This is a genomic window from Acinetobacter sp. YH01011, from assembly GCF_013420785.1.
Lineage (GTDB): Bacteria > Pseudomonadota > Gammaproteobacteria > Pseudomonadales > Moraxellaceae > Acinetobacter > Acinetobacter towneri.
On the sequence record NZ_VOYG01000002.1, the window covers coordinates 19,901 to 45,040 of the forward strand.

Genomic DNA, 25,140 nt, shown 5'->3' on the forward strand with positions numbered 1-25,140 from the left:
CTATAATCTCCCCCGTATTCCTATTCTGACGCTTTAGAGTATTTTCCTGCCTCATGCCAAACGCCCAACTCACTGCGGTGTTGTTCATGGTTCTGTCCATGATCTCCTATCAAATCAGTGCCTCATTTGCCAAACAACTCTTTCAGGTACTCGACCCGCTTAGCGTGACAATTTTACGGCTGTGCTTTGCCAGTGTAATTGTGGCAATCATGTTTCGCTCATGGCAAATTCTGTCGCGGCTCGCACATTTAAAATGGCGTGATTTATTGTGCTATAGCGCAGCCTTGGGCTTAATGAATATTCTGTTTTATCTGTCTTTGGGCAAGTTGCCGCAAGGTATTGCGGTGGGTTTAGAGTTTGTCGGGCCTTTGGGCTTGGCTTTATTATCCATTCAAAACCGTAAAGATTATGTTTGGGTGTTGTTGGCGATTTTAGGCATTATTCTTATGGTGCCTTGGGGACAAGCGCAGGGAGATCATTTTAGTCTGTTTGGTGCAGCATGTGCCTTAGGTGCAGGATTGTGCTGGGCTTTTTATATTTATTTTGGGCAAAAAGTGGTGCAACAAAATATTGGCATGCACGCGCTGACCATCGCCATCAGTATTTCAGCTTTGGCACTGATCCCATTTGGATTGTATAACAATGCACCTGCGTTGTTTGAGACTCAATATTGGGGCAAAGCACTTGCCATTGCTGTACTCGCCACCGCCATTCCTTATGCTTTAGATTTACAAGCGCTGAAACAACTCAACAAAATGAGTTATGGCACACTTTCCAGTTTATCGCCTGCTTTGGCTGCACTGACAGGCTTGGTGTTGTTGGGTGAGAAAATCACTTCACTGCAATGGATTGCCTTATGTTGCATCATGTTAGCTTCGGTTGGCGTAACTTTTAGAGCAGTAAAAAAGTCTAAACAGCCACAGAATGTTTAAACAAAATCCTTAAACCAAACTGTCTTTAGCCATCTTTTGATATTTTTCATATTCTGCCAAATATTGTTTAGCTAGACTTTGTTTTTGCTGCTCAGACAAAATTTTACCTGCCTGCTGAAAAAACCCATGTTCTTCTTCTTTTAAATGATGATGCACTTTATCTGACAGCTGCTTTGCAATGGCCAGCCAACCCGTGTTGCTCATTTCAGTTTCGGTTAATTGTTCGAGTAATTCATCCATTTGATGATGTTCTGCCAAAGCATGGCGGGTGATATTTAAACCCGCGTCAGTCATCATTAAAGGAATATAAAAATAGCGATCTTCTGCTACCGCATGCGCAAATAATTCATTTTTAAGTTGTTCAAATATCGCTCTACGTTCAGGGCTATCACCTGAAGTTTGCGTCAGTTGGCGGGCTAAATCTCGTTGAATCTCGTGACTTTGGCGTAAAGCTTCAAAAATATTCATGTGCAGCCCTCTATTTTTAACCCATGCGCGGCGAACAGATTGATAAGAATCTACTCGCACATCCACATCGGTTTTGGAGTCAGTTTTGATTTCGTTTTTTAATCCTCTAGCTACTGTATAGAGGATCAATCCGAATTCCTGCAACTATTTGTATAGAAAGCTTTAATTCACTTACCCACTTTATTCAAGTTATGTATCTGAGCAAAATTTAGAGATTTAAAACCCGTTTCGGTACCAAGCGCTTTTTATCTGTAATTTCAGCCAAACCTAAACACTTTTCACCATCAAAGACCAACACTTGCGCTGCTGCAGGATGGTCAATATTACTTTCCATGCCGCGACTAAAATATTCAGCGCGTCCTTCAGGGACTTGAATGTGTAGAAAATGCTGCACAGGTGCATACGCAGGCAGCAATAAAGCCTCACGTTCTGCTTCACTTAAACTTTCTAAATATTCAATGCTATAGCTCGGAATCAGGTCAAAATGCCCCGTTTTAATCCGATGTAAATAGGTCAAATGTCCGTAAGTGCCCAAGGCTTTGGCAATATCTTCACCTAAAACACGAATATACGTGCCTTTAGAACAAGTCACATCCAAAGTGATGCTCTGTTCAGTAAAAGACAGTAACTCAATCGCATAAATGGTAACTGGGCGCGCTTCACGTTCAATTTCAATGCCTTGTCGTGCCAATTCATACAACGGACGCCCTTCTTTTTTTAAGGCAGAATACATGGGCGGAACTTGCATAATATCGCCCTGAAATTGTGCCAATACCTGTTCAATGCTCTTTTGGCTCAATGCAGGTACAGCCTGCTGCAACAACACTTCCCCTTCCACATCTCCCGTGGTGGTGCTATGTCCCAATTGAATGGTGGTTTGATAGCGTTTCACCGAATCGAGTAAATAGTGCGAAAATTTGGTCGCTTCACCCAAACAAATCGGCAGCAAACCTGAAGCCAATGGATCTAATGCTCCTGTATGCCCTGCTTTTTGTGCCCGATATAACCAACGCACTTTTTGCAATGCTGCATTGGAACTGATGCCCAAAGGTTTATTCAATAAAAATACACCACTAATGGCACGACGCTGGATTTTAGCCGCAGATGATTTCATAGCACACATAGGTCAAAGCAAAACTGCGTCATGGTAACAATCTGCCGCGATAAATGACAACATTTCTAGAACAGCGACTTACTTTTATGGCATATTTGGGCGCTTAGGATTAAAAAAATAAAATGGATAAACAGGTGCATTGGAATGCAGAAACATAAAATATGGATTGTTTTAGGCGTAGTGATACTGCTGATTGCGGCTTTGGTGTATTGGCTAATGCCACCATCAACCTCTGCCCATACATCGCCTCAGCTAAGCTCAAATAATGAAACAGCTCAAGCGTTGAACCTGCAGCAAGCCATGCAAAATCATCATGCTGCAAATTTTTTAAGCCAAAGTCAGCAAGACACCGAAGTCAATTGTCAGCTTAAACTCGATGCAACTCATCGTCTGATTGTGAATGAGCAAACCCGTAACTGTTTTGAATATTTTATTACCCAATATGGCGAAAAAAGCATTGAACAGATTCGTGGTGATTTTAAAAGCTATATTCAACAAGGACATAAAGAACCTGCCTTGTCGCAAATTTTAGATTTATGGCAGCGTTATTTGGACTATCGCAACGCGCTTGGGCAACTGCAAGCACCGAATTTAAATCAGGAAGACCCGCAATATTACCGCAGCATTTTTAGCAGCATGCAAAATCTGCGTAAACAATATTTTTCTGATTATGAAATTGAAGGTTTATTTGGTACGGAAGATGCCTATCACGAATATACCCTAAAGCGCATGGCAGTCATGGATGATAAAAAATTATCTGAAGCTGAAAAAGCACGACAATTGCAGGAATTATTTAAACAATTACCTCAAGATTGGCAAGAAAATTTAGAACAGCTGAACACCTTGCAAGATTTACGCAGCTTGACTGCGGCAATTAAAGCACGTGGTGGTTCTGCTGCTGAAATCCGCCAAATGCGTTTAAATCTGGTTGGTCCTGAAGCAACTCAGCGTTTAGAACAATTAGATGGGCAACGCAGTCAGTGGAAATCACGAGTAGAGGATTATTTAAGTACGCGTGATCAAATCATGCAAAGTGGAATGAATGATCAAGCCAAGCAACAAGCCGTGAAACAATTACGCGGACAGCATTTTCAAAATCCACAAGAGCAATTGCGTTTAGAAACCTTTGAACAGGTACATGATCAAGGTGGAAAATTACCTTTTGCTGACTAACATATCTACATAGGAAACTGGGGCATTCAACATGCCCTATTTTTATGCCTGAAAAGCTGTTTTAGTACAAACTCACCACAACGATTTAATATACAAATGTCTATAAATATTAAATAGATATCAATATGCATGTAGATTTACAAATCTCTGGGACAATGCGCAATAACTGTCCCCAAATGATATGTTTTTTCTAAATTACGCATGAAAAAATACCTGAGCGTACAAAAAATAGTCGAGAATGACTCACAATAATGTGCCGTAACCAACGGCAATTTGCATATCTGAGCTTTCAGGAGGGAAGCGAAGCCACCACTTCACTTGTAATAAAAATAAAGAACACAGGATTGTTTTATGACCATCATATCTAACATACGGGCAATTACATTGGCTGTCACTGGCTGCTTGTTCGGCTCAATGGGTGCAGCTCAAGCGGCTCCAAGCGTGTTGCCTATTCAGGAGCAGGTCAAATCTGACTATGCCAAAACCAAATATCCATTGCTCATGGTGCACGGCTGGCTCGGTTGGTCACGCATTGGCAATGAAACCTTTAATATGGATTATTGGTATCAAATTTTGCCAGATATGGCACGTAATGGCGCAACCGTATTTGCCGCACAACTCTCCCCTGCACATCGTACTGAATTTCGAGGTGAGCAACTAATTGCCCAAGTCGAAGAAGTCATAGCAATCACGGGCAAATCCAAAGTCAATTTAATTGGTCACTCGCATGGTGGTCCAACAGTACGTTATGTGGCTGCCACCAAACCTGAATATGTGGCATCAATTACCGGTGTTGCAGGAACATTCCGTGGCTCCAAAGTTGCCGATGATATTCAAAATAATCGTTTATCACGCACCGCGTTTAATATTTTAGGCGACTACATGGTGGCTCCACTCATTACTTGGGCGCAGCAACAGCCAGACATGCCTGTCGATTTTGATGCATCGATGGCTTCTTTAACCGAAACAGCGTCTGCAGATTTTAACCGTCGTTTTCCAACCACAGCCTTGGCCGCAAATTGCAGCAGCAGCGGTGCCAAAGTAGATCGCGGAATTCATTACTATTCATGGACAGGTGTAGCACAAGCCACCAATTTACTGGATATTGACACTGTTTTAATGCAACTCGGCCCACTGTCTTATGGCAATTTAGACAACGATGGCATGGTCGCACGTTGTAGTACCCACATTGGACACGTCATTCGTGACAACTACCGACTAAATCATACCGACCTTGCCAACATGATGTTTGGCTTAACGGGCTTGTTTGCACCTGACCCAGTTGCACTGTATCGACAACATGCCAACCGATTGAAATTACAAGGTTTGTAATAGTAAAGCTCATTTCAATCTTGGCAAAACCATCTTCCTGTGCTTGAAACTCAAGTGCGAGAAGTTCAATAACCATGAATCATTCAGAACTTGCAATCTAGCAAATTTCCTGAATAATGATATTTGACAATAGATATTGTCATGCTAGGAAAGCACAATAAAATAGAGGATGTTATATGAAATATGGATTATTCATTGCAGGCTTAATTGCGGCTAGTACCTTCAGTACCGCGCACGCATCCAATGCAGAACAGGTCAAATCTAACTTCGTGATCTCCAGTTATGCCAAAACCAAATATCCGATTGTGTTTACTCACGGTATGGCAGGCTTTATCAATATTGGTGGAGATCAGTTAGGTGTCGATTATTGGTACCAAATTTTACCCAATTTAGCACGTAACGGTGCTAACGCTTGGGCAACCCGCGTATCTCCATTTAACTCATCAGAAGTTCGTGGCGAACAATTGGCACAACAAGTCGATGAAATTCTTGCGATTACAGGCGCAAGCAAGGTCAACTTAATTGGTCACTCACATGGTGGACCAACCATTCGTTATGTTGCAGGCGTGATGCCATTTAAAGTCGCATCGCTGACTGCTGTCGGTGCACCAAATAAAGGCTCACCTGTGGCAGACTTTATTTTGAATGTACAAGGTGCACCGCTCGAAAAACCATTAATTGATATGGTCAATTTAGTGTCTAAAACCATTACTTGGGCACAAGGTTTAGATCCAAATAGCTATCCACATGACTCATTGGCAGGTGCCAACAGTTTGAGCACCACAGGTTCAGCACAATTTAACAGCAAATTCCCAATGGGTATGCCAACGACAAGTTGTGGTGAGGGCGCTTATCAAGAAAAAGGCATCCAGTTCTATTCATTTACGGGCAATACGGCTGTCACTAATTTACTTGATCCAGACTCAGCCATGTTGGCGACCAGTTTGTTGATTGATAATGGTCGTGATAATGATGGTTTGGTATCACGCTGCAGCGCCAAATTTGGTAAAACCATTCGTGATAACTACTATTGGAACCACTTAGATGAAGTCAATCAACTCTTGGGCATGAAAGATATTTTTGCACCAGATCCTGTTGATGTATATCGTCAACATGCCAATCGCTTAAAAATGCAAGGTTTATAAACTCAAATACCAGACATAAAAAAATGCGCCTAAACGGCGCATTTTTTAGCTGTAAAGCAAAGTTAAAATTAACCTTGTTTACGTGCTGGTAATTTCTCACGAATACGTGCAGCTTTACCAGACAATTCGCGTAGGTAGTAAAGTTTAGCACGACGAACGTCACCACGACGTTTCACTTCGATTTTCGCAACGATTGGAGAGTGAGTTTGGAAAACACGCTCAACACCAACACCGCTAGAAATTTTACGTACTGTGAACGCAGAGTTCAAACCACGGTTTTTCTTCGCAATTACAACACCTTCAAATGCTTGAAGACGTTCACGATCACCTTCTTTTACTTTTACTTGAACGATAACTGTATCGCCTGGTGCAAAAGCTGGGATGTCTTGCTTAAGCTGTGCATTCTCAACAGCTTGTACTAAAGGATGCTTACCACTCATGGGGTATCTCCAGTATGTGTGGGTCAGAAGAGGTCTGATTTCCACTGGGTATAGAGGCTAAAACGCATAGACCCGATTGACTTTCCCTTTATGCCTGACCGCTTCAATGCATAAAGAGCCTATTTAAAAACTACAAACCAACTGCCTGTAGCCATGGTGCTTAGATAAACCAATTATTTGGTCTACCCTTGCGAATCTTTTAGCCATTTTTTTTGCTGCTTGCTCAACTCAACTTTTTCAATCAACTCAGGTCGACGCTCTAAAGTCCGTTGATAACGCTGCAAAAACCGCCATTTTTCAATATTGGCATGGTGTCCCGACTTTAGTACTTCGGGGACATCCAAACCTTCAAAATGGTCTGGCTTGGTATATTGTGGGCAATCTAAAAGACCATCCACAAATGAGTCTTGCACATGAGATTGCTCATCAGACATAGCACCTGGAAGTCTCCGAATAATACTGTCCAACAACACCATTGCAGGTAGCTCCCCACCCGATAAAACGTAATCTCCAATTGACCATTCCTGATCAACATAGTTTTGGATTAAACGCTCATCGACCCCTTCATAACGACCACACAATACAATTAATCCATCAGATTCAACGAATTGTTGTACTGCAGTTTCGTTTAAGGTTTTACCTTGTGGCGACATATACACCACAGGTACATGAACTGCTCCTGCTTGCTGTGCAAGCTGTTTGGCATGCTGGATTGCTTGCGCCAAAGGCTCTGCCATCATCACCATACCTGGACCACCACCAAATGGACGTTCATCCACCCGTTTGTAGTTGCCCTGTGCATAATCACGTGGATTAATGCAATGAATTTGCATCAATTCACGTTTTGCTGCACGTCCGCTAATACCGTAAGCTGTAATCGCTTCAAACATTTCAGGAAAAAGCGTAATGACTGCAAAAAACACCGCAGACTCCTCTATTTTCCTGCTCTGCGAATCCTGAATGGATTAATAATCTACGCCCCAATTTACGTAGATGCGACCCGCTTCGAGATCAACGCGTTGTACCACATCTTTATGCCATGGAATCATACGCTCTTCGCTATCGACGCTATCGGCAGTTGCGCGAACTACCATCACGTCATTGGCACCTGTTTCAAACAATTCATGGATTTGACCGAGGTTTACTTCTTGTTCGTCATCGTCCAGACCTAACACTGTTAGACCTTTTAAATCAGACCAATAATACTCGTCCACGCCTGGTTGAGGCAGTTGCGCTTTTGAAATCCAGATATTTGCGCCAACCAAGTTGTCTGCTGCGGTACGATCACTCACACCTTTTAAGCTGACCACCAAGCCTTTGCCATGTGGTTTCCAACGTTTTACATCGACCATTTGCCAACCTGCTTTGGTTTCAATGTACCAAGGCAGGTAGTCAAATATGTTGCTCATGGGTTCTGTATTGGAATAGACCCAGAGCCACCCATTTAATCCATAAGCTGAACGTAGCTGTCCAATCTGAATACGATCTTCGGGCACATTCTGTGTTGGTGTCATGGGCTAACCTACTACTTAATTTGTAAAAATTATGCAGCAGCTGCAGCTTTCTTCGCTTGAGCAGCTAAAGAAGCAACACGTTCAGACGGTTGAGCGCCTTGAGCAACCCAGTGTGCAAAACGGTCAGCATCTAAACGAAGTTTTTCTGCTTTACCTTGAGCTGTTGGGTTAAAGAAACCGATACGTTCGATGAAACGACCGTCACGCGCATTGCGGCTGTCAGTTACAACGATTTGATAGAATGGACGCTTTTTAGCACCACCACGAGTAAGACGAATAACTACCATGATACAACCTTATAGTTTTTACGGATTATCCCTGTATCGACCATCGATACATTTCAAACCCCTTTCATAGAGGGCAGTATTTTACGTGAAATTTGCCCTGAATGAAAGATCAAAACGTATTTATCCGCAGATTTGAATTTATTTATTTTCCGTCCCAGTTGGAAGTTACGGATGGTGTGCAAGTACTTCCTTTAGTCCAACATTTTTGCCCCATACTATTAATCACAATACTTCCATTACCCTGTTGACGAGTACCATTTTTAGGGCTAGCTGATAAAATCCAATTACTATTTGTAACCGTTAATACCAAATCATACATTGCTGCACCATCTTTCGGTAATACATTTGCACCATAAACCCTTGATAAATCAGCATTACTAAAGTTACCGTTTGTAGCTTTATATTTAGCTAAATTTTGCGCAATAACCAACAACTCTGATTGAGCTTCTACACGTTTCGCTTTAATTAAATAGTCTTGATAAGATGGATATGCAATGGAGGCTAGAATTCCAATAATGGCAACTACGATAAGAAGTTCAATTAATGTAAATCCCGATTTTTTTACCATTCTTCGCCCCCTGTACCACACCCCGTATATGTCACTAGATTGCTAGCTTTATTTTTACAACGCAAACCTTTACTTGTTAATAAGTAGCTAAAATTCTCGGGATCACGACTATTTGCTCTGATCGCCCATTGATTTCCTGATGCATTTGTATCAGTCAATAAGGTGCTAGTAGAAACACCATCAACAATACTAATTGTATATGTTGAGTTTAAATCCAATGTTTGAGAACTCGCATCAAAAATAGATCCACCTGTATAAAGATAAGTTGCATCAAAACCCTTGTAACTAAAATTACGAGATTTATGACGTTCTAACTGTTCAGATAATTTAGCTATTTCTTGTTGAGCTTGAGCTGCCACGCTTCGTTGAACAAACTGTTTATAAGATATTGTTGCGATAGTTGCCAATATTGAAAGTATCACAACCACAATCATTAGTTCGATCAGGGTAAAACCCTGATTAAACTTTTGAGATGGTAGCATTTTATGTGTTCTTCTCATTATTATCAGTCCATTTTCGCATAGCGTTCAAACCAACGGTTTGGAATGAAACGAATTGAACCACCTGCTGGAAGGAATTTAGGCTTACCCGCACAGTCTGTACCTACACATGATGATGCACCTATATCATCTGGATCTGGAACTACGATAGATTTAATATTACTACCATCCACTGAACCAACGTTTAGACTAACAATACCCGCACCTAAATTATATTTATGGTTTGCATTTTCAGGACACACACCTGTCGGCAAACATAAACGCTGTGTAAAACTATGTCCTTTTACACCCGCACCACAACTTGAAGACGTACCATTATTTGAAGCATCATACATTGTCACATAAAGACTACCTTCCATAGCAATTAGTGGGGATAGCCCTTTAATAATGCTCGCCTCAGCATCGGTACCATCAAATTTTTTATCAAATTTATAGTACCACCCCCCCCAACCATTTGTTGAATGTGCCAAGGCACCTTTTACCAATGTATCTTCATTATCTGAACGCACTACGTCTCTGATTAACTTGAGATGACTCGTAGATGCGGTAGCATTCTCATTGCTCAGAGTTCTAGCGGTAATGTGACTATTCGGGAAGAACTGGCCATTTGGATGAATATCATAATCATAAATCGCATATACAGCATCATATTGTAAACCCAGAGGATTTTTCTTACCTGTTTCTGACGGCGAGTCAACTGTAGCTAACAACGGAGAACTCTTATTGCCAGATATAAATGTTGCAACTACAACATGCGCACCTTCTTTACGCTGTGCACTATGATGGGCTGTAAATGTCGGAGACATATAGAATCGTGGGCTAGTACCATCATTTTGATGAAGGTCTAAAATTTTATTAATTTGTGAATTAAAACTTGTCTTTGTGCCATTAAAATCAACACGGAAAGCTTGTCCGGCTAAATCACCAAAATATATGTGATCCACTACACCATCATTATTACGGTCAATAGTTTTAATATCACTCGCAACGCTGTATTTAAGATCATTATGACCTATGTGTGCAACACCGTTACTTCCACTTGAATCTGAGTTCGCATACCAGAGAAGATCTCCATTATCTGCATCAAACATATAGACGCCCGAACCTTTTTTATTATCCTGAACATGGTTGTAGTGTTCATATCCAGCATAACCAGTGCGAATTCCATGCGCATACAGTCCATCACCATGCTCACCGCCAGCATCGTAACCACCACCCACAAACATCACTAACTTCCGCTCACCCATCCAGTTCACATAATCAAGTTTGGGTTTTGACCAACTTTGAGCCATATTGGAAATAGCAGCATAAGCTTTCCCAGTCGGATGATCTGCTGAATATACTTTTCCTGTTGAAGGATCAATATGAAATTTAAGCTTCGGTTTGTTAATATCGGTAAGATCTAATGAATAATAGCTTCTCCCTCCCATACGCATACCACCATAGACCCACTGTTTACCATCAAAGTTTTCATTTTCAGCAGGTGTTGCACCTAAAATGGCACGCGAGGCACCTTTTACTGTCATGGTACCATCAGAGTCCGTGACATATACGGTATGCGCAACCCATTCACCATCAAGACCATAGTAGAGAGCATTTTTACCACCTGATAAACTTCCCGCATTTTCCTTAAATGTTTCAGGTTGTTTTTCAATTATTTCCTTAGGGACAAAACTAAACTTTTCTACTCCATTATTGGCATCTACTACTGTCAGTAATCCTTGAGTGGTACCGAACATTACATAATCTTTTCGATCTGTAGTGCTTACGAAAACTTTATTCGTTGTCGTACTTCGCTGAGCAACTGCTTTACCTTCTTGAGTTAATAAAACTGGTAAAGAATGATAGATACTTCCCATTTGACGTAGGTTTTCATATGCAGTCGATTGTGACAAATCTAAATCAGTTGGATCAACTGAATCCTCAATACGAATACCCAACAACGCCATTAGACTTCTAATTCGATTTGCTTCATCTGTCTTCGTTTTAGCATTTTTAGTATATGTGTGGTCTATTTGATTAAGATCAAAGTTTCGTGTAATTTGATCATCTGTAGCTACAGTACCATCAAAATTATATTCAGTAAGAAGTTTACGACCTGTTTTTTTAATTGGCTGATTAGATGCATCTACACCATCGACAACACCTAACAATAATTTACTAAGTACTCCGCCCTTTTTAAATACAGGCGTATTATCAGGATAAGTAACCCCCGCCTTAGCCCAAGCATCGTCTAAATCTTGTAGCTTACTTTTCTTAACCACAATATTTGAGCTACCACCTGTTGGACTAGAGTAAATACCACCTTCAAATACATAATACTTTTTAAGATTACCAAACCACAATTGTCTATTATCTGCTGGATCTGCTTTAGGTTCAAACTGAGGAGAATAAGCGTAAGGTTGGATGATTTCTGGATTCAAAGCATCCACAGGAATTGTAGATGAACCCGTACTCATCGAAGGAATATCTTTTTGAATCTCATTAATAAAGTTATTAATACTATCTACAACACTTTGTGAATTGGTACCTACATACCACTTACCACCGCCAATGATTCCCCAATTTTTTGCATCTTGAACATCGACATTAGTATCTGAACTAAAACTAGAACTAAAACCAACCACTGCAGTTTTAATTTGCAAGCCTATTGGATTTGAAGCTTTTTCTAATAGCGTCTCAGCATAATTGCCCACACAGCTCCATGCATTTTGAGGGTTCTTATACCCATTGAGATTACCAAGATTACTGTCTGAGCAACTAAATAAATCTTTTTTATTGCCTAAACTTTGTGCCATTAGCTTATATGCAGTACCACTCTTCCCATCACTTCCAGGTGCTGTGCCGTTAGGCTCTGGTTCACCATCAGTCAAGAAATAAATACCTTGTCCGCTACACTCTCTTTTATTAACAGCCTCTTCAGAATCACCTAATTGAGCGGTAATCGAGGATGGAGCTATGTATCTGCTTAATGTTGCATTTTTAACACTATCTACAGAATTATTCCACCCAGAATAATTATTATCAGAATCGTTAAACTCTTTATTATAACGATAACAAGTCGCAGAATAATCTGTATACCCACTTCTTATCGTACAACTATAAGAGCTTGTATAACCGGTAGGCACATTTCCATAGTTAGTTACTCGTGAGCCCCAATTACGACATGTATTGTCGCTCAACCTCCACGACTGACAATCCCAACCCTCATCAGTGTTATTAGCTGTACGTTTAGCATGTGCGGGTACATTTCTTTCTATATTCGGTAAGACTGTGCTTTGCCCCATCAAGTAAGCAGCAACCTCAGCATAAGCATATGGGGTAGGTGTACCCCCATCAGGACTTAATTTTTTGATTTCAGAAAGTAAAACATCTCTGTGTGTTTCATCTCTATACTTAGGAATTTCCTGATAAACATAACGACAGTCACTGCGATTACCATAATTACAATCTTGGTTTGTTGTATACTTATATGGAGAGCTATCTTTGTATCCAGATGAGGAGGTAGTATCACCCGACCATGTTAAACAATTATAATTACTCTCATCCCAGGAAGTACATTTATTGTAATAAGTGGTGGTGGTTGCACCATAGCCACTTCCTACTCTATTACTATAACGAATCCATAAGGGTTTTTTAAAAATTTGATCTACAACTTCTTCACCCGTTTTTTCACCCAAAGGCTTCGCAGGAACTCTAATAAACCCGTTGTCCCCCGCAAATGTCGCTAGCCCCATAACAACTTTATCTTCAACACGCTTAACTGTTGCCGTGCCCTCCAATACATCTTGCAATCCCTTTTTAAGAATATCCAACCGACTATTGCCTGCAGAAGCATTACTTGTGTTATGCATATTCCAACGCATACTGCCTGAAGTATCTAGCATCAACATTAAAGTTGCTGTACCCGTACTATTTTCTGGAATTTTATAAATTTCTAAATCTGCAGCATAGCTTGTAACACTTGAACAGATTAAGGTCGTAATAGAAGCTGCAAGAGTGGCTAACTTAAACTTATCAATCAGTAGGTTAATTTCGGTCCGTGCCACTATAGAGCGATCAACACTTTTCATATTTGAATTCTTCATGCTATTTCTCCTACGATGCACGCACTGGCTTCATCGTATATTCCATTTCTTGGGTACTATACGGAACATTAAGACTTGCTAGACAATCTGTAACTGTTTCATTTTGAACCAGATTATCTTTAAAGCTTGTGAAGTTTGAAAGACACTCATTAATTTTTGAATCATCACTATTGCTGAGTTTTGGAATCAAGGAAGTTGCCGTAATAACCACCTTTTGAATGCCTGTGCTCTTGGAGGTTTCTTTATCATCACCTTCCATCAAATGCTCCCAGTCGCGATCGCTTGAGCCCGCTCGAACACTTACTTGCGTTAGGACGGCATTTCTACCACTTAAAAAGTCAGCTGTACGTCCAACTTGGCAGAATCCATTTTTACCCATGTCTGTATTTCTTATTGCATTACCTTGCCAGTACACCACACTACCAATACGGCTACCCACAAAGTTGTCCGCAGTCTCCCCCCGAACACAAAAAACAAGCTCCTTACCTTTGTTCTCTGGACGAAGGGTATAATTGAGCATGCCATCACCAATACGCATGTTGGTAAATACCAGCTCGTCATCTGTTTTATTTTCCAATGTAAAGAAAACAGAGTCACTCGTTTGCTTTAATAGCGCTACAACTTGAGCATTTGTAGAAATCTTTAATGACGTTATACTGCCTCGTATTGCCCATAAGCCAACCAATGTGAGGAGCACCAACATAACAAGCACAACAATAAGTGTTGCTCCTCTTTGAGATTTTTTAGCCTTGATTTTTTTCATGTCTTTACCTACTCAATCCCAAAACCATTTCTAATGGCGATTGTCTGATTTACAACACTTCTCAAATAGAGATGATTGTTCGCATCCGCAATTAACTTACCTTTTGCACCCAACACTTCAAACACACGATCCTCATCGAAATACTGATTCGCACCAGTAGAATCAGAAGATCGAACCAAGAGACCTAGTTGAACAGAAACAATTTGTGGTTTTCTTCCCGACAACCCCATGTAATCATCAACATCCATATAACTAAAACAATCTAGCTTAGTATCAGGTTCGTAATTAGTGGTCACCCTACTCTCACCCTCCCCTGTAGTTACACTCGTACCAGTACAATTTGGATTCGCACCATCAAATGCGACACCTAAACGAACTGAAAAGTGGTCTACACGAGGCACAATAATCTCCCCTCCCCCAGTCAATCCAGACAAGGTTGTGTTAGTTTTTGCAGTACTTTCTGTATATCGTGTAGCTTTACATGCCAACACCAAAGCTTTATTGGGATCATTGCGTGGCTTATCGTCTTCTCTTAAAAAATATCTTTCTACAACATAATCATTTGCTGTAACTTCCTGCCCCTCACAATCATATTGATTCGCTGTACTGACCTTATATTGCACAACGAGCTGATCACTGCTTTGACCATCTAAGTTTGAAGGACCAATAGTACTTTTTGTAAGCAAATTATCATTAATTGTAAAATTTAAGCTTCCGTCTTCTTTAACATTGTTTGAAATATTGTTTCGAGACAAAACAATTCCACCATAAAGCACAGTGTCATCAATAAAAGGCTTTGATGAGTTTAAATTTGCTATGCGTATTGAGTTAATTACTGAGCCTAAATTAAATAAAGTTGAGTTTTGAAGACTCATCATTCCCTGCTGCACAGTAGAGCTTCTTTGCCCCAAAAAAAATATATTAATAGCTATTGCACTAACAAGCAGACCTAGTACCAATGAAATCATCAACTCAATCAGTGTAAAACCTAGCTGTTTTGGATTTTTTATCATTTTAGTAAGCCTCCAAAACTAAACATTGAGTATTGCTTCTGTATGTACCTGTAGTTTCATTAACACATGCTGACACATCTGTTGCACTTATTGTTGTATTACCCCATGCAACATAGATACAACTTAAATTACTTTTCACACACCTTCTAACAACAAGTGTTTGACCTAATTCTTTAGCCCTTAAAGTAATCTCACTTACATCATGTTTTGCCATAGTATTTGCATTACAATTTGGAATTTGCACACTTGCTGCGCCAGTTCCGACAGAATTAGTTGAAGTACAACTGCTTTCATCCTCTTCCTTACTATTGATAAATGTCGCGTATTGGGATAAAGCGGAACGATTCACTCGCATTCTTTCTGCTAAGTCTCTTGCAAGATTAACAGCTATTGCTTGTTCATTGGCTTCCTGTGCAGCCTCGATACCTTTAAGCTGCAATGCAGAAAACCCTAAGACACCTATTGCTAAAATTACTAGTGCAACAAGCACCTCCATCAACCCGACTCCCTTTTGTGCATATAGACCGCTCATGAACACACTCCTGACTCAATTCGATCTACAATCCCAACACTAGATATATAGACTGTGCGACTTTGCTTAATTTTTGAATTACAAAATGTAAATTCCAAAGGAACAATTACTTGAATTTTTTTTGGATTTTCAGGAGGATCTGCATTCAAATCCTCAGGAAGATTTGGATCATAATTCGGATTATCTATCATGGCTGTTCTTTGTTTTGCTAATCCAAGCCCTGAAAAAACCACATCATCCAGACTTAAGCTTTTTAACTCAGTATCAGCGAGGGACTTGCTCCAATAATACAAAGTACTTGTATTTTCTGGACACACTTTTACCCCCCCACTATTCATAGGACATTCCAGTTTTATCGTTATATTTTTTCGTAGAGATATTGCATGACCTCTAGCATCCGTAACTAAATTTGCAAAATCACGCGCTAAAGTATTCAATCTTTGCTTTGCAATCAAATCCCCAAACGAAGGAGCCGCCATCATCGCGATAATCGCCAACACCGCAATGGTCACCATCAACTCAATTAAGGTGAACCCGTTTTCTTTTTTTCGCATACTCCCCCCAAGACACAGACTTTGCCCTATTAAAAATAATAGCGAACAACTTTACAAAACCCTCACACTTCAGGATAAAAGGCATAAAAAAGCAGATAACCGTCATGCAACAGTTATCTGCCTATTTTTCATCAATTTTTTAGAGTGTTATGTACTTCGCAGTTTAAGCCTGTATTACAGGAATACGTAACTCTTTTGGCAAACTAAAGGTAATATTTTCTTCACGGCCTGCAAGCTCTTCAGGGGCAGTTGCACCCCAGTCTTGCAAACGCTGAATCACTTGTTTAATTAAAATTTCTGGTGCAGATGCGCCCGCAGTCACCCCAATTTTTGTATTCGGCTGAAACCATGCTTGCTCCAACTCGTCTGCATTATCCACCAAATAGGCGCGTTTCCCCATACGTTCAGCCAACTCACGCAAACGGTTAGAGTTAGATGAGTTTGGAGAACCGACCACCAACACCACATCACACTGATTGGCTAAGTCGCGCACTGCGTCCTGACGGTTTTGAGTGGCATAACAAATATCGTCTTTACGTGGTCCTTGAATATTAGGATATTTTTGGCGCAAGGCATCAATGACTTTGGCAGTGTCATCAATTGACAACGTGGTTTGTGTCACAAAAGCCACTTTATCTGGATGCTGAACCGCAAGTGCAACCACATCATCTTCATCTTCCACCAAATAAATTTCACCGCCATTTTTCTTGTCGTACTGACCCATCGTCCCTTCAACTTCGGGGTGTCCTTCGTGACCAATTAAAATCGCCTCTGTGCCTTCACGCGCATATTTGGTGACTTCAATATGTACTTTGGTGACCAACGGACAAGTGGCATCAAACACTTTTAAGCCACGACGCTCCGCTTCTTGCTGCACTGCTTTAGATACGCCATGTGCACTAAAAATCACGATATTGTCATCTGGCACTTCGTCCAGCTCATCGACAAAAATCGCACCGCGCTGACGCAAGTCATCTACCACAAATTTGTTGTGAACCACTTCGTGACGCACATAAATAGGTGGGTTAAAACACTCAAGGGCACGATTTACAATCGCAATTGCTCGGTCTACACCTGCACAAAAACCACGTGGATTCGCCAATACAATTTCCATAGAACCCTCTATGTTGAAGTTAAATAGGTGGGATGTTTTAAAATTTATGCCAACAAAAGCCATCTTGGCTATTTTGTTTAAGGGGCGTCTACTCTAAAATAGAGAAGATATTTTATCATATCAGGAAAAATATCATGTCGGGTCTATTGTTTGTCGTTTCTGCCGCTTCAGGAACAGGCAAAACATCCCTCGTTAAAGCCCTGCTTGAGCGTGTGAATAATTTACACGTTTCAGTTTCTCACACAACACGTGGTCAACGTCCCGGCGAACTCGATGGTGTGCATTATCACTTCACGCAAAAACAAGATTTTATTGACTTGGTAGAACAAGGCGGTTTTATTGAGTATGCAGAGGTGTTTGGCAACTATTATGGTACCGCGCAAGCCACGGTTAAAGAGCAGTTAGCCAAAGGTCACGATGTGTTACTTGAAATTGACTGGCAAGGCGCTCAGCAAGTACGCAATCTTTTTCCTGAATCGAAGCAAATTTTTATTCTTCCACCAAGTCAGTTTGATTTACGCGAGCGTTTGTCTAACCGTGGCACAGATGCTGTTGAAGTGATTGAACATCGTCTAGGCTGCGCAGTTGAAGACATGCAACAATATGTCAATTTTGACTATGTGATTATTAATGATGACTTTAATAAGGCTCTGCACGATTTAGAATCGGTGATTACGGCTAATCGTTTGGTGATGGCGCAGCAGGCACATCGTCATCAAGCCTTGATTCAAAAGTTAATTAGCCCGCCAAGCGCGTGATTAAAACTTGAGTCTATAAGCAAAGCACCTTATACTGCACAGTCTGTTTAAATTTATTATTCGAACGAGAATTCTTATGGCACGCGTTACCGTTGAAGATTGTTTAGACCATGTAGACAACCGCTTTGAGCTTGTACTAGTGGCAAGCAAGCGCGCGCGTCAATTGGCACGTCAAGGCATAGAACCTACCGTTGAGTGGGACAACGACAAACCTACCGTTGTTGCTTTACGTGAAATTGCAGAAGGTCACGTTTCTAAAGACATTTTGAAACAACGTGATCAAGATTATCAAACTTCGAGTCTTGACCTCGCACTTTCAGCAAATAACTTGAATTTAGATGGTTTTTCTTTCCAATAAGAACGACTTTCTGAAAAAGCCTAGTTTTTTACTAGGCTTTTTTGTTGTCTGAACTTTAATCTTGCGCTAAAAACCGTTATAACATAAGGATTAAGACCTAATTTTAAATGGTCTAATGACCTTATGTTTTGGTACGAAAAAAATTGACAAGTCATGCAATATGCTTTTCATTATAAGGTCTAACTGTAGATTCGTTATCACTTGTATTTTAAAGGGTGTTATATGCCAGGCACGATGGTCAGCCAAGCCAAACAACAGCTTCAAGCCATGATCGAACCTTACCTTAGCGTAAGTGAAGTCGAACAGGTGCTTACGGCTTGCGATTATGCCGAACATGCGCATGATGGCGTTACCCGTAAAAGTGGTGAACCGTATGTGTTACACCCGATTGCGGTGAGTTGTATTTTGGCGCACATGCGTTTGGATGCCGACACGCTCATTGCTGCCCTATTGCATGACGTCATTGAAGATACCGACTACAGCAAAGATGACATCACGGAGAAATTCGGGCGTACCGTTGCTGAACTGGTCGATGGTGTAACCAAGCTGAGCCATTCCAGCGACAAGGAATACAACAAAGCCGCATCGTTCCGTAAAATTCTGCAAGCGACCTTACAGGATCCACGTGTCATTATTGTGAAACTGGCAGACCGCTATCACAACATGACCACTTTAGATGCGCTGCGACCAGACAAACGCGCACGTATCGCCCAAGAAACCTTTGATGTATTTGTACCCATGGCACGTATCGTGGGTATGAATGAAATGGCAGATAACCTCGAACATCTGTGTTATCAAAATCTTGATTTAGATATGTATAACGATGTGCAAGCCGCCCTTTTGCACACCAAGCCAAAACGCTGTGAATACCAGTCCAAATGGGAACAAAACCTTGCCGACCTACTCCGAGACAATCAAATTACCGGTCGGATTAAAAAGAAAAATAACAATATTGAATTACTGCGCCACTTTGTTAAAAACGATATTGATCTACAAGAACTGACCCACAGCCATGCGTTTGAAATTATTTTACAAAGCATTGCCGACTGTGACCGTTTGGCCGATATTTTACGTGACAGCTTTCAGGTCTTGCATTATGAAGATCATATCCGTCGCCCTCTGCCAGGCGGTAACCAATCGCTGATGATGCGTCTAAAAGGTGAACAAACCATCCTATCACTCACCATTCAAACTGAATTGATGCGTAAAGCCGCACGTTTTGGCGTAGTCTTGGGTGAAAACGCACCACAAGCCTGCCGTTCTGCCATTCAAGCTTCTATGAAAAGCTTAAACGTGTTGATTGATGGTGAATGCGCTAAAACCACATTTAGCGATTTACTGGATTATCTGCACCAAGAGAAAATTCATGTTTATACCCCGCACGGGCATTTACATGAATTGCCACAAGGCGCCACCGCGGTTGATTTTGCCTATGCAGCCAGTTTATTCTTAGGTAACCACGCCGTCGGTACAAAAATTAATGGTGAAAGCAAACCGCTGTCAACACCACTCATCAGCGGGCAAGTGGTCGAAATCATCACCGATGTGTTAGCCACACCAAACCCAGACTGGCTAAGTTTTATTAATACCCAAAAGGCCCGTCGTGCCTTACAAAACATTCTGCGTGATCAGGATATTGAAGAACAGCGTTTGGTAGGTCAGCAAGCCCTGAACCGTGCGCTGAAATTGTTTAATCACTCGATTCAAGACTTGACCGAAGCAGATTGGTTAAATGTGTTGCAATGGCGTCATATCGACTCCAAAGACCGTTTATTTGAGCAAATTGCAGTCGGTGATTTATTACCGCAGTTGGTGGCGAACCACATTTACGCTCTCGATCAGGACAGCAACGAACATTCTGACCGTCTGATTCAAGGCACAGAAGGCATTGATGTGAAATATGCGCACTGTTGCAACCCGGTGCTGGGCGACCCGATTCAGGGCAACTTGTCACGTCGCGGTTTAATTGTGCACCGTGCGCGCTGCAACAACTTACTGCATGAGCAACATCAACATCCTGAAAATATTATGCCACTACAATGGACTTCAGAAGATGTAGATGATGTGAGTTTTACCGCTTACCTCAGCATTGATATGGATATGAATGACGAACAAATTTCCGATTTGATCTATCAATGCCGTAAGGCCAAAACGGGTGTAGAGATGGTACGCAGCCACGATGGCAAAACGCATGTGAATATTGTGGTCAATAACCGTAAGCAAATTGCCAAAATTATTCGTGATTTGCGTATGCACTTCGGTTTTCCACGAATTAGCCGCTTAGCGCGTCCCATCAGCATCGCAGAAGAAGCCAAAGCTTGTTAAGGGCTTGGCAAGGCAATTTGCCTACACAGTACAGACACTACTTTTCGCATTAGTTACCAATAAGACTACTGTGATGCAGTCTGATGGTCTATGATGTTTATAAATTATTTTAGGAGAAATCAATGTCTCGCCAAGTCATCCATACTGAAAATGCACCTGCAGCAATTGGTACTTACTCTCAAGCCATTTTAGTGGGCAATACGGTTTATTTATCAGGTCAAATTGGTTTAGACCCGTACAGCATGGAATTGGTGGAAGGCATTGAAGCGCAAATTCGCCGCGTATTTGATAACTTAAAGGCCGTTTGCGAAGCGGCGGGTGGCTCTTTGGCCGATATTGCCAAGCTCAATATTTTCCTGACCGATTTATCACACTTCCAATTGGTCAATCAGATTATGGGTGAATATTTTGCACAACCTTACCCTGCGCGTGCAGCCTTAGGTGTGGCCAGCTTACCTAAAGGTGCTTTAGTTGAAATGGATGGCGTGGTGATTGTCAATTCATAAGTCATTATCATTCAAATACTTAAAAACAAATAAACGATGCCACCTATTAAGTGGCATTTTTTAATTCAAAAACCCAATTACAATAAATGACTTTTCAAATGATTTTTATTGACAAACGATAATAATTATCAATAATAACACTTATCTTATTTCAATTATTGTGGTTGCATTCATGTACGTTTGCTTATGCCGTGGTATTACAGATCAAGACATCAAAGAAGCCGTTGCCAATGGTGCAGAGAGCTATCGTGAAATTCGCGATATGTTTGACTTAGGTACGTGCTGCGGTCGCTGCGCACCTGAAACTCGTGCCATCATCAGTGATGAAATTGCTCAAATTGCCTCTCGTCTTGCCGTTGCTGCCTAAAGCTGCCGTTTTATTGCTCTCCCGCATTTCAGTATTATAATCTTTACTCAGTGTTTCCTCTCCCGCTTCCGACTACAGCGGGTTTTTCTTGTCTTACATTTCTTCACACCGCCTAGCTAATTGTTTTTGATTGCGATTTTCATTTGCGGTTCCCTAAATCACTCGCCATTTTGCCCAGTCTTGTTTAAGATAGAAGCATAGATTGCCTTAAGCGGTTTAAGGCAGAAATTGTTGATGGAGTGCTGCAATGAAAGGCAATCGCGATGTGATTAATCAGTTAAACCAAGTGCTATATCATCACCTGACTGCAATTAACCAATATTTTTTACATTCACGTATGTTTAATGATTGGGGCATTGAGCAACTGGGTTCGGCTGAATATAAAGAATCGATTCGTCAAATGAAGCATGCCGATAAAATTATTGAGCGTATTCTGTTTTTAGAAGGTCTGCCAAATTTACAACATTTGGGTAAATTGTATATTGGTCAGCACACTGCTGAAGTGCTGAATTGCGATGTACGAAAAGTCAAAGAGAATATTGAAGCGATTCAAAAAGCGGTGGTTTTGGCAGAGCAACAACTGGACTATGTGACTCGTGATTTGGTCCAGGAAATTCTAGAAAAAGAAGAAGAGTACTTAGACTGGGCAACGACACAACTTGATTTGGTTGAAACTGTGGGTATTGAAAACTATATTCAAAGCCAACTCTAAGATTCATCTGGTTTAGATAACTCAAAAGACTGGTTTTCCAGTCTTTTGTTTTTTGGGGCACTTTACCTAAAATTCAGCATCTTGCCTATCTCTAATGAAGAAGCTCTCAATATCAATATATTTTACTTATGCGCATTTTAAATTCTTGGATTTATAAAAAAGTATTTATAACGCAAAAAAATGTTTCATGGGTTGCATCTGTTGATGCAATATCCGAATAATAAAAATTCCATAATCCTGTTTTTTATAAAAAATAGCATGTTGATGATGATCGTGACGGCGTATTCCCTCGCCAATATCTACACATGCATAACCAATCAGCGGTGAACTCACTAACAAATGAAAGGTATTTTCCAAATGTTGCGTGTATTGGTCAGCTTGAGCTACACCAAAATTAAGTAAGGTGTATTCATAAATAGCAGTGAAGTCGTCGACAGCTAAATTTGATAGCTTATACACGATGCTTCTGCTTCACTTGAGCCGCAATATCTTTTAGGCTAAGTGTACTTTCTCCACTGTTCTCACCTGCTTCAATCGCTTGCTTTAAAGCTGCAGTTTGATTTTCTTGCTGCTCCAATAATCTTAGTGCAGATCGCATCACTTCACTGGTTGAACCATAACGTCCAGATTCAATCAGTTTGCTCACAAAGTTATCGAGTTGTGGGCCAATTGTTACACTTGTAGTTCTCGCCATCAGCATGCCTTATTGTTTGAATAGATCATACAATTCTAACACAACTCCCTTTATCTGAACAAAAGTTCAGCATCTCTTTAAATTTTCGCACATGAAATCAATTTTATAATGAATACCCCCTCTCTTTTTAAAGAGAAGTTGGGAGAGATTTTCAACATTGAAAATTTTCACCATATTTGGCTCACTATTTTCAAATCCCCCTCCTTGCGCTACACAAATCAGCGCGGCTTTGCCTCATCCAATAAAGTCGCATAATCCACATTAACCTGCCACAAAGTGCTTAACAACCATAATTGCTTTTTGGCTTCTGCTTCATAACCGTTAAATGCTAATACGCGTGCATATTTCAATAAATCGTAGCGGGTTGGATAATTCAACACAATTTCATGGATATCCTGCAATTGATCAGGTGTTTGCTGGCTATACGGATTTAAACGAATCCACGCAATACGGCGGTTAAATTCTTCAAGTACAAAAATACGCTCTTGATGGGTGATTCTTTCAGGCGTTTGTTCATAACGTACCGACTGATTCAATTTAGGCACCATTACTTCATAATCACGATAAATCAGCATCAACAACAATGCACCAATCACAAAAGTCGTGCGTAAATAAATTGCAGATAAAGTGAAGCTTTTGAACACACGTTGTGATTGAACCATGCCGATAATAAAACCCACAGGCAGCAAGAAGTAGGCATAGTTTTGTGGAAATTCCAGCATGGCATGTACACTAAATGCACCGACCATTAAAATCCCCGCAACCGATTCAACCGATTGGGTATGTTTATGCAGTTGGTAGCCCCAATAACCAAGATACGCCAAAAATGGTACGCCTAGTAACACACCATTCCAAAGTAAAAAGTCCAAAATAAAATTGTGTGCGCTACGAATCCACACAGGACCTTGTACAAATTCACTAACTGTGACATACGCCACACTGGTTTGATGCCAACCATAGCCCCACCATGGTTGATGCTCAATCGCAGCGAGCATTTGTTGCCAAATCGCCAAGCGCGACATATCACCTGTGGCGCGCTGTACCACATCACGAGATTGCACCGAAAGGTCTGCGCTTTGTGAGAGTAGCTGACTTAAAGAAGGTGCAATAAAGATTAAACCAACAAAAGCGGCAAACCAGAGCGCACTATAGAACCATTTCAGGCGGATATAGCCTTGGTATTGCTGACAACCGAGATAAGCCAGAATACACAGTGAGGCGACCCAAGAGGTACGCGATTGACTTAGCACCACCCCGCTTAAGATCACCAAACCAGCTGTAACCACGAACGCTGTTTTCAGTTTCTGTTTTTCATACAGGTATAAACAGGCCATTAATGACATGACCAGAAAGGTCGCCATATTATTCGGCTGAGCAAAGTTAGCATAAGGACGCTGGCCGGTACGAATATCGACTATAAACGGAAAATACTGGTCAATGGTCAGCCATTGGCAAATGGCCATAAGACCAGTTAGGGTACCGACACCTAAAAAGACCAAACTTAAACCTGTAAATATTTTTTCTCGCTGCGCGGCATCTAGGGTCAGGTTATAGCCCAATACGATTGCCAGCCAGAATCCAAAAATATACAGACTGCTAAATAGGGCTTTATCAAAAAAAAACAGCAAACCACAAGCCCATTGGATAAATGGAACCGCGGCTAAGGCCAGCAAAGGCAGGCTGATTTTAGGGAGAATTAGTTTTTCTTTTAGGAAAATAGCCGCCAAAGCGAATAGTGCAAAAAAGGCATATAGCTCACCGGTATAAGTGACCCAAGGGCGGTAATGAATGGGAAGCAGCCAGGCGAGGGAGATAAAGATACTGGCGAGAAGCAAGAGGAAGAATTTCATGCGCAAAGAAAGGTAGAAAATCTATAAAATTAT

The 25,140-nt window shown here is 41.0% G+C and carries 27 protein-coding genes; 10 read left to right on the forward strand and 17 right to left on the reverse strand.

Annotated elements, in window-relative coordinates; genetic code table 11:
• Positions 1-53 precede the first annotated feature (53 nt).
• Positions 54-932, forward strand: coding sequence for a DMT family transporter (locus FTT78_RS01440; RefSeq protein WP_180043383.1), 879 nt, complete (start codon positions 54-56; stop codon positions 930-932).
• Between the two features lie 9 nt (positions 933-941).
• Here FTT78_RS01440 and FTT78_RS01445 read toward each other — a convergent pair whose 3' ends face one another.
• Both FTT78_RS01445 and truB read right to left on the reverse strand, forming a co-directional pair.
• Positions 942-1,400, reverse strand: a complete 459-nt coding sequence (locus FTT78_RS01445; RefSeq protein WP_180043385.1) for a hemerythrin domain-containing protein — start codon at positions 1,398-1,400, stop codon at positions 942-944.
• A gap of 208 nt (positions 1,401-1,608) precedes the next feature.
• Positions 1,609-2,514, reverse strand: a complete 906-nt coding sequence (gene truB, locus FTT78_RS01450) for a tRNA pseudouridine(55) synthase TruB (RefSeq protein ID WP_180043387.1) — start codon at positions 2,512-2,514, stop codon at positions 1,609-1,611.
• A gap of 144 nt (positions 2,515-2,658) precedes the next feature.
• Between truB and FTT78_RS01455 the strand changes: the two genes are divergently transcribed.
• The 3 genes from FTT78_RS01455 (at position 2,659) to FTT78_RS01465 (ending at position 6,164) form a co-directional block, all read left to right on the forward strand.
• Positions 2,659-3,687: a lipase secretion chaperone gene (locus FTT78_RS01455; RefSeq protein WP_154320278.1), complete on the forward strand. Its 1,029-nt coding sequence runs from the start codon at positions 2,659-2,661 to the stop codon at positions 3,685-3,687.
• 414 nt (positions 3,688-4,101) lie between these two features.
• Positions 4,102-5,019 carry a triacylglycerol lipase gene (locus FTT78_RS01460; RefSeq protein ID WP_257221873.1) on the forward strand — a complete coding sequence of 306 codons (918 nt, stop codon included), beginning with the start codon at positions 4,102-4,104 and terminating at the stop codon, positions 5,017-5,019.
• Positions 5,020-5,195: 176 nt separating this feature from the next.
• Positions 5,196-6,164, forward strand: a complete 969-nt coding sequence (locus FTT78_RS01465) for a triacylglycerol lipase (protein ID WP_180043391.1) — start codon at positions 5,196-5,198, stop codon at positions 6,162-6,164.
• A 68-nt stretch (positions 6,165-6,232) separates the two neighbouring features.
• Here FTT78_RS01465 and rplS read toward each other — a convergent pair whose 3' ends face one another.
• From rplS to ispH, 12 genes are all read right to left on the reverse strand, one after another.
• Positions 6,233-6,604, reverse strand: a complete 372-nt coding sequence (rplS, locus tag FTT78_RS01470; protein WP_004974529.1) for a 50S ribosomal protein L19 — start codon at positions 6,602-6,604, stop codon at positions 6,233-6,235.
• A 182-nt stretch (positions 6,605-6,786) separates the two neighbouring features.
• Positions 6,787-7,527 carry a tRNA (guanosine(37)-N1)-methyltransferase TrmD gene (gene trmD, locus FTT78_RS01475; protein WP_180043393.1) on the reverse strand — a complete coding sequence of 247 codons (741 nt, stop codon included), beginning with the start codon at positions 7,525-7,527 and terminating at the stop codon, positions 6,787-6,789.
• Between the two features lie 42 nt (positions 7,528-7,569).
• The gene (gene rimM / locus FTT78_RS01480; RefSeq protein ID WP_096901260.1) at positions 7,570-8,118 is read right to left on the reverse strand and encodes a ribosome maturation factor RimM; all 549 of its coding nucleotides are present in this window, start codon (positions 8,116-8,118) and stop codon (positions 7,570-7,572) included.
• Between the two features lie 29 nt (positions 8,119-8,147).
• Positions 8,148-8,405 carry a 30S ribosomal protein S16 gene (gene rpsP, locus FTT78_RS01485; RefSeq protein ID WP_004974526.1) on the reverse strand — a complete coding sequence of 86 codons (258 nt, stop codon included), beginning with the start codon at positions 8,403-8,405 and terminating at the stop codon, positions 8,148-8,150.
• Positions 8,406-8,547: 142 nt separating this feature from the next.
• A complete protein-coding gene (locus FTT78_RS01490; protein WP_180043395.1) occupies positions 8,548-8,973 on the reverse strand; it encodes a type IV pilin protein in 426 nt (141 codons plus the stop codon).
• Positions 8,967-9,455: a type IV pilin protein gene (locus tag FTT78_RS01495; protein WP_180043538.1), complete on the reverse strand. Its 489-nt coding sequence runs from the start codon at positions 9,453-9,455 to the stop codon at positions 8,967-8,969. The genes FTT78_RS01490 and FTT78_RS01495 overlap by 7 nt, the downstream gene beginning before the upstream one ends.
• Before the next feature lie 23 nt (positions 9,456-9,478).
• Entirely contained in the window at positions 9,479-13,561 is a 4,083-nt protein-coding gene (locus tag FTT78_RS01500) for a hypothetical protein (RefSeq protein WP_257221871.1), read from the reverse strand.
• A gap of 10 nt (positions 13,562-13,571) precedes the next feature.
• Positions 13,572-14,324 (reverse strand): PilX N-terminal domain-containing pilus assembly protein, encoded by a 753-nt coding sequence (locus FTT78_RS01505; protein ID WP_180043397.1) that lies wholly within the window; start codon positions 14,322-14,324, stop codon positions 13,572-13,574.
• Positions 14,325-14,332: 8 nt separating this feature from the next.
• Positions 14,333-15,337, reverse strand: a complete 1,005-nt coding sequence (locus tag FTT78_RS01510; RefSeq protein WP_180043399.1) for a PilW family protein — start codon at positions 15,335-15,337, stop codon at positions 14,333-14,335.
• 1 nt (position 15,338) lies between these two features.
• Positions 15,339-15,869, reverse strand: a complete 531-nt coding sequence (gene pilV / locus FTT78_RS01515; RefSeq protein ID WP_180043401.1) for a type IV pilus modification protein PilV — start codon at positions 15,867-15,869, stop codon at positions 15,339-15,341.
• Entirely contained in the window at positions 15,866-16,423 is a 558-nt protein-coding gene (locus FTT78_RS01520) for a Tfp pilus assembly protein FimT/FimU (RefSeq protein ID WP_180043403.1), read from the reverse strand. The genes pilV and FTT78_RS01520 overlap by 4 nt, the downstream gene beginning before the upstream one ends.
• A gap of 163 nt (positions 16,424-16,586) precedes the next feature.
• Complete coding sequence (gene ispH / locus FTT78_RS01525; protein WP_180043405.1) at positions 16,587-17,537, reverse strand: 4-hydroxy-3-methylbut-2-enyl diphosphate reductase; 951 nt, start codon at positions 17,535-17,537, stop codon at positions 16,587-16,589.
• 134 nt (positions 17,538-17,671) lie between these two features.
• On the opposite strand from ispH, the gene gmk reads away from it, so the two are divergent.
• The 6 genes from gmk (at position 17,672) to bfr (ending at position 22,563) form a co-directional block, all read left to right on the forward strand.
• Entirely contained in the window at positions 17,672-18,295 is a 624-nt protein-coding gene (gmk, locus tag FTT78_RS01530) for a guanylate kinase (protein ID WP_180043407.1), read from the forward strand.
• 76 nt (positions 18,296-18,371) lie between these two features.
• The gene (gene rpoZ, locus FTT78_RS01535; protein ID WP_004809957.1) at positions 18,372-18,653 is read left to right on the forward strand and encodes a DNA-directed RNA polymerase subunit omega; all 282 of its coding nucleotides are present in this window, start codon (positions 18,372-18,374) and stop codon (positions 18,651-18,653) included.
• Between the two features lie 222 nt (positions 18,654-18,875).
• Positions 18,876-20,978 carry a bifunctional (p)ppGpp synthetase/guanosine-3',5'-bis(diphosphate) 3'-pyrophosphohydrolase gene (locus FTT78_RS01540; protein ID WP_180043409.1) on the forward strand — a complete coding sequence of 701 codons (2,103 nt, stop codon included), beginning with the start codon at positions 18,876-18,878 and terminating at the stop codon, positions 20,976-20,978.
• Between the two features lie 122 nt (positions 20,979-21,100).
• On the forward strand, positions 21,101-21,484 hold the full coding sequence (locus FTT78_RS01545) for a RidA family protein (protein ID WP_180043411.1): 384 nt from the start codon (positions 21,101-21,103) through the stop codon (positions 21,482-21,484).
• A gap of 172 nt (positions 21,485-21,656) precedes the next feature.
• Positions 21,657-21,851, forward strand: coding sequence for a bacterioferritin-associated ferredoxin (locus FTT78_RS01550; RefSeq protein ID WP_004809963.1), 195 nt, complete (start codon positions 21,657-21,659; stop codon positions 21,849-21,851).
• A gap of 247 nt (positions 21,852-22,098) precedes the next feature.
• On the forward strand, positions 22,099-22,563 hold the full coding sequence (gene bfr, locus FTT78_RS01555) for a bacterioferritin (protein ID WP_096901270.1): 465 nt from the start codon (positions 22,099-22,101) through the stop codon (positions 22,561-22,563).
• A gap of 165 nt (positions 22,564-22,728) precedes the next feature.
• On the opposite strand, the gene FTT78_RS01560 is transcribed toward bfr, so the two are convergent.
• The 3 genes from FTT78_RS01560 to FTT78_RS01570 form a co-directional block, all read right to left on the reverse strand.
• A complete protein-coding gene (locus tag FTT78_RS01560; protein ID WP_070153485.1) occupies positions 22,729-23,022 on the reverse strand; it encodes a type II toxin-antitoxin system RelE/ParE family toxin in 294 nt (97 codons plus the stop codon).
• Complete coding sequence (locus tag FTT78_RS01565; RefSeq protein ID WP_004974509.1) at positions 23,015-23,257, reverse strand: type II toxin-antitoxin system ParD family antitoxin; 243 nt, start codon at positions 23,255-23,257, stop codon at positions 23,015-23,017. Before FTT78_RS01565 ends, FTT78_RS01560 begins: the two co-directional genes overlap by 8 nt.
• Before the next feature lie 218 nt (positions 23,258-23,475).
• On the reverse strand, positions 23,476-25,107 hold the full coding sequence (locus FTT78_RS01570) for a PglL family O-oligosaccharyltransferase (RefSeq protein WP_180043413.1): 1,632 nt from the start codon (positions 25,105-25,107) through the stop codon (positions 23,476-23,478).
• Positions 25,108-25,140: the final 33 nt, after the last annotated feature.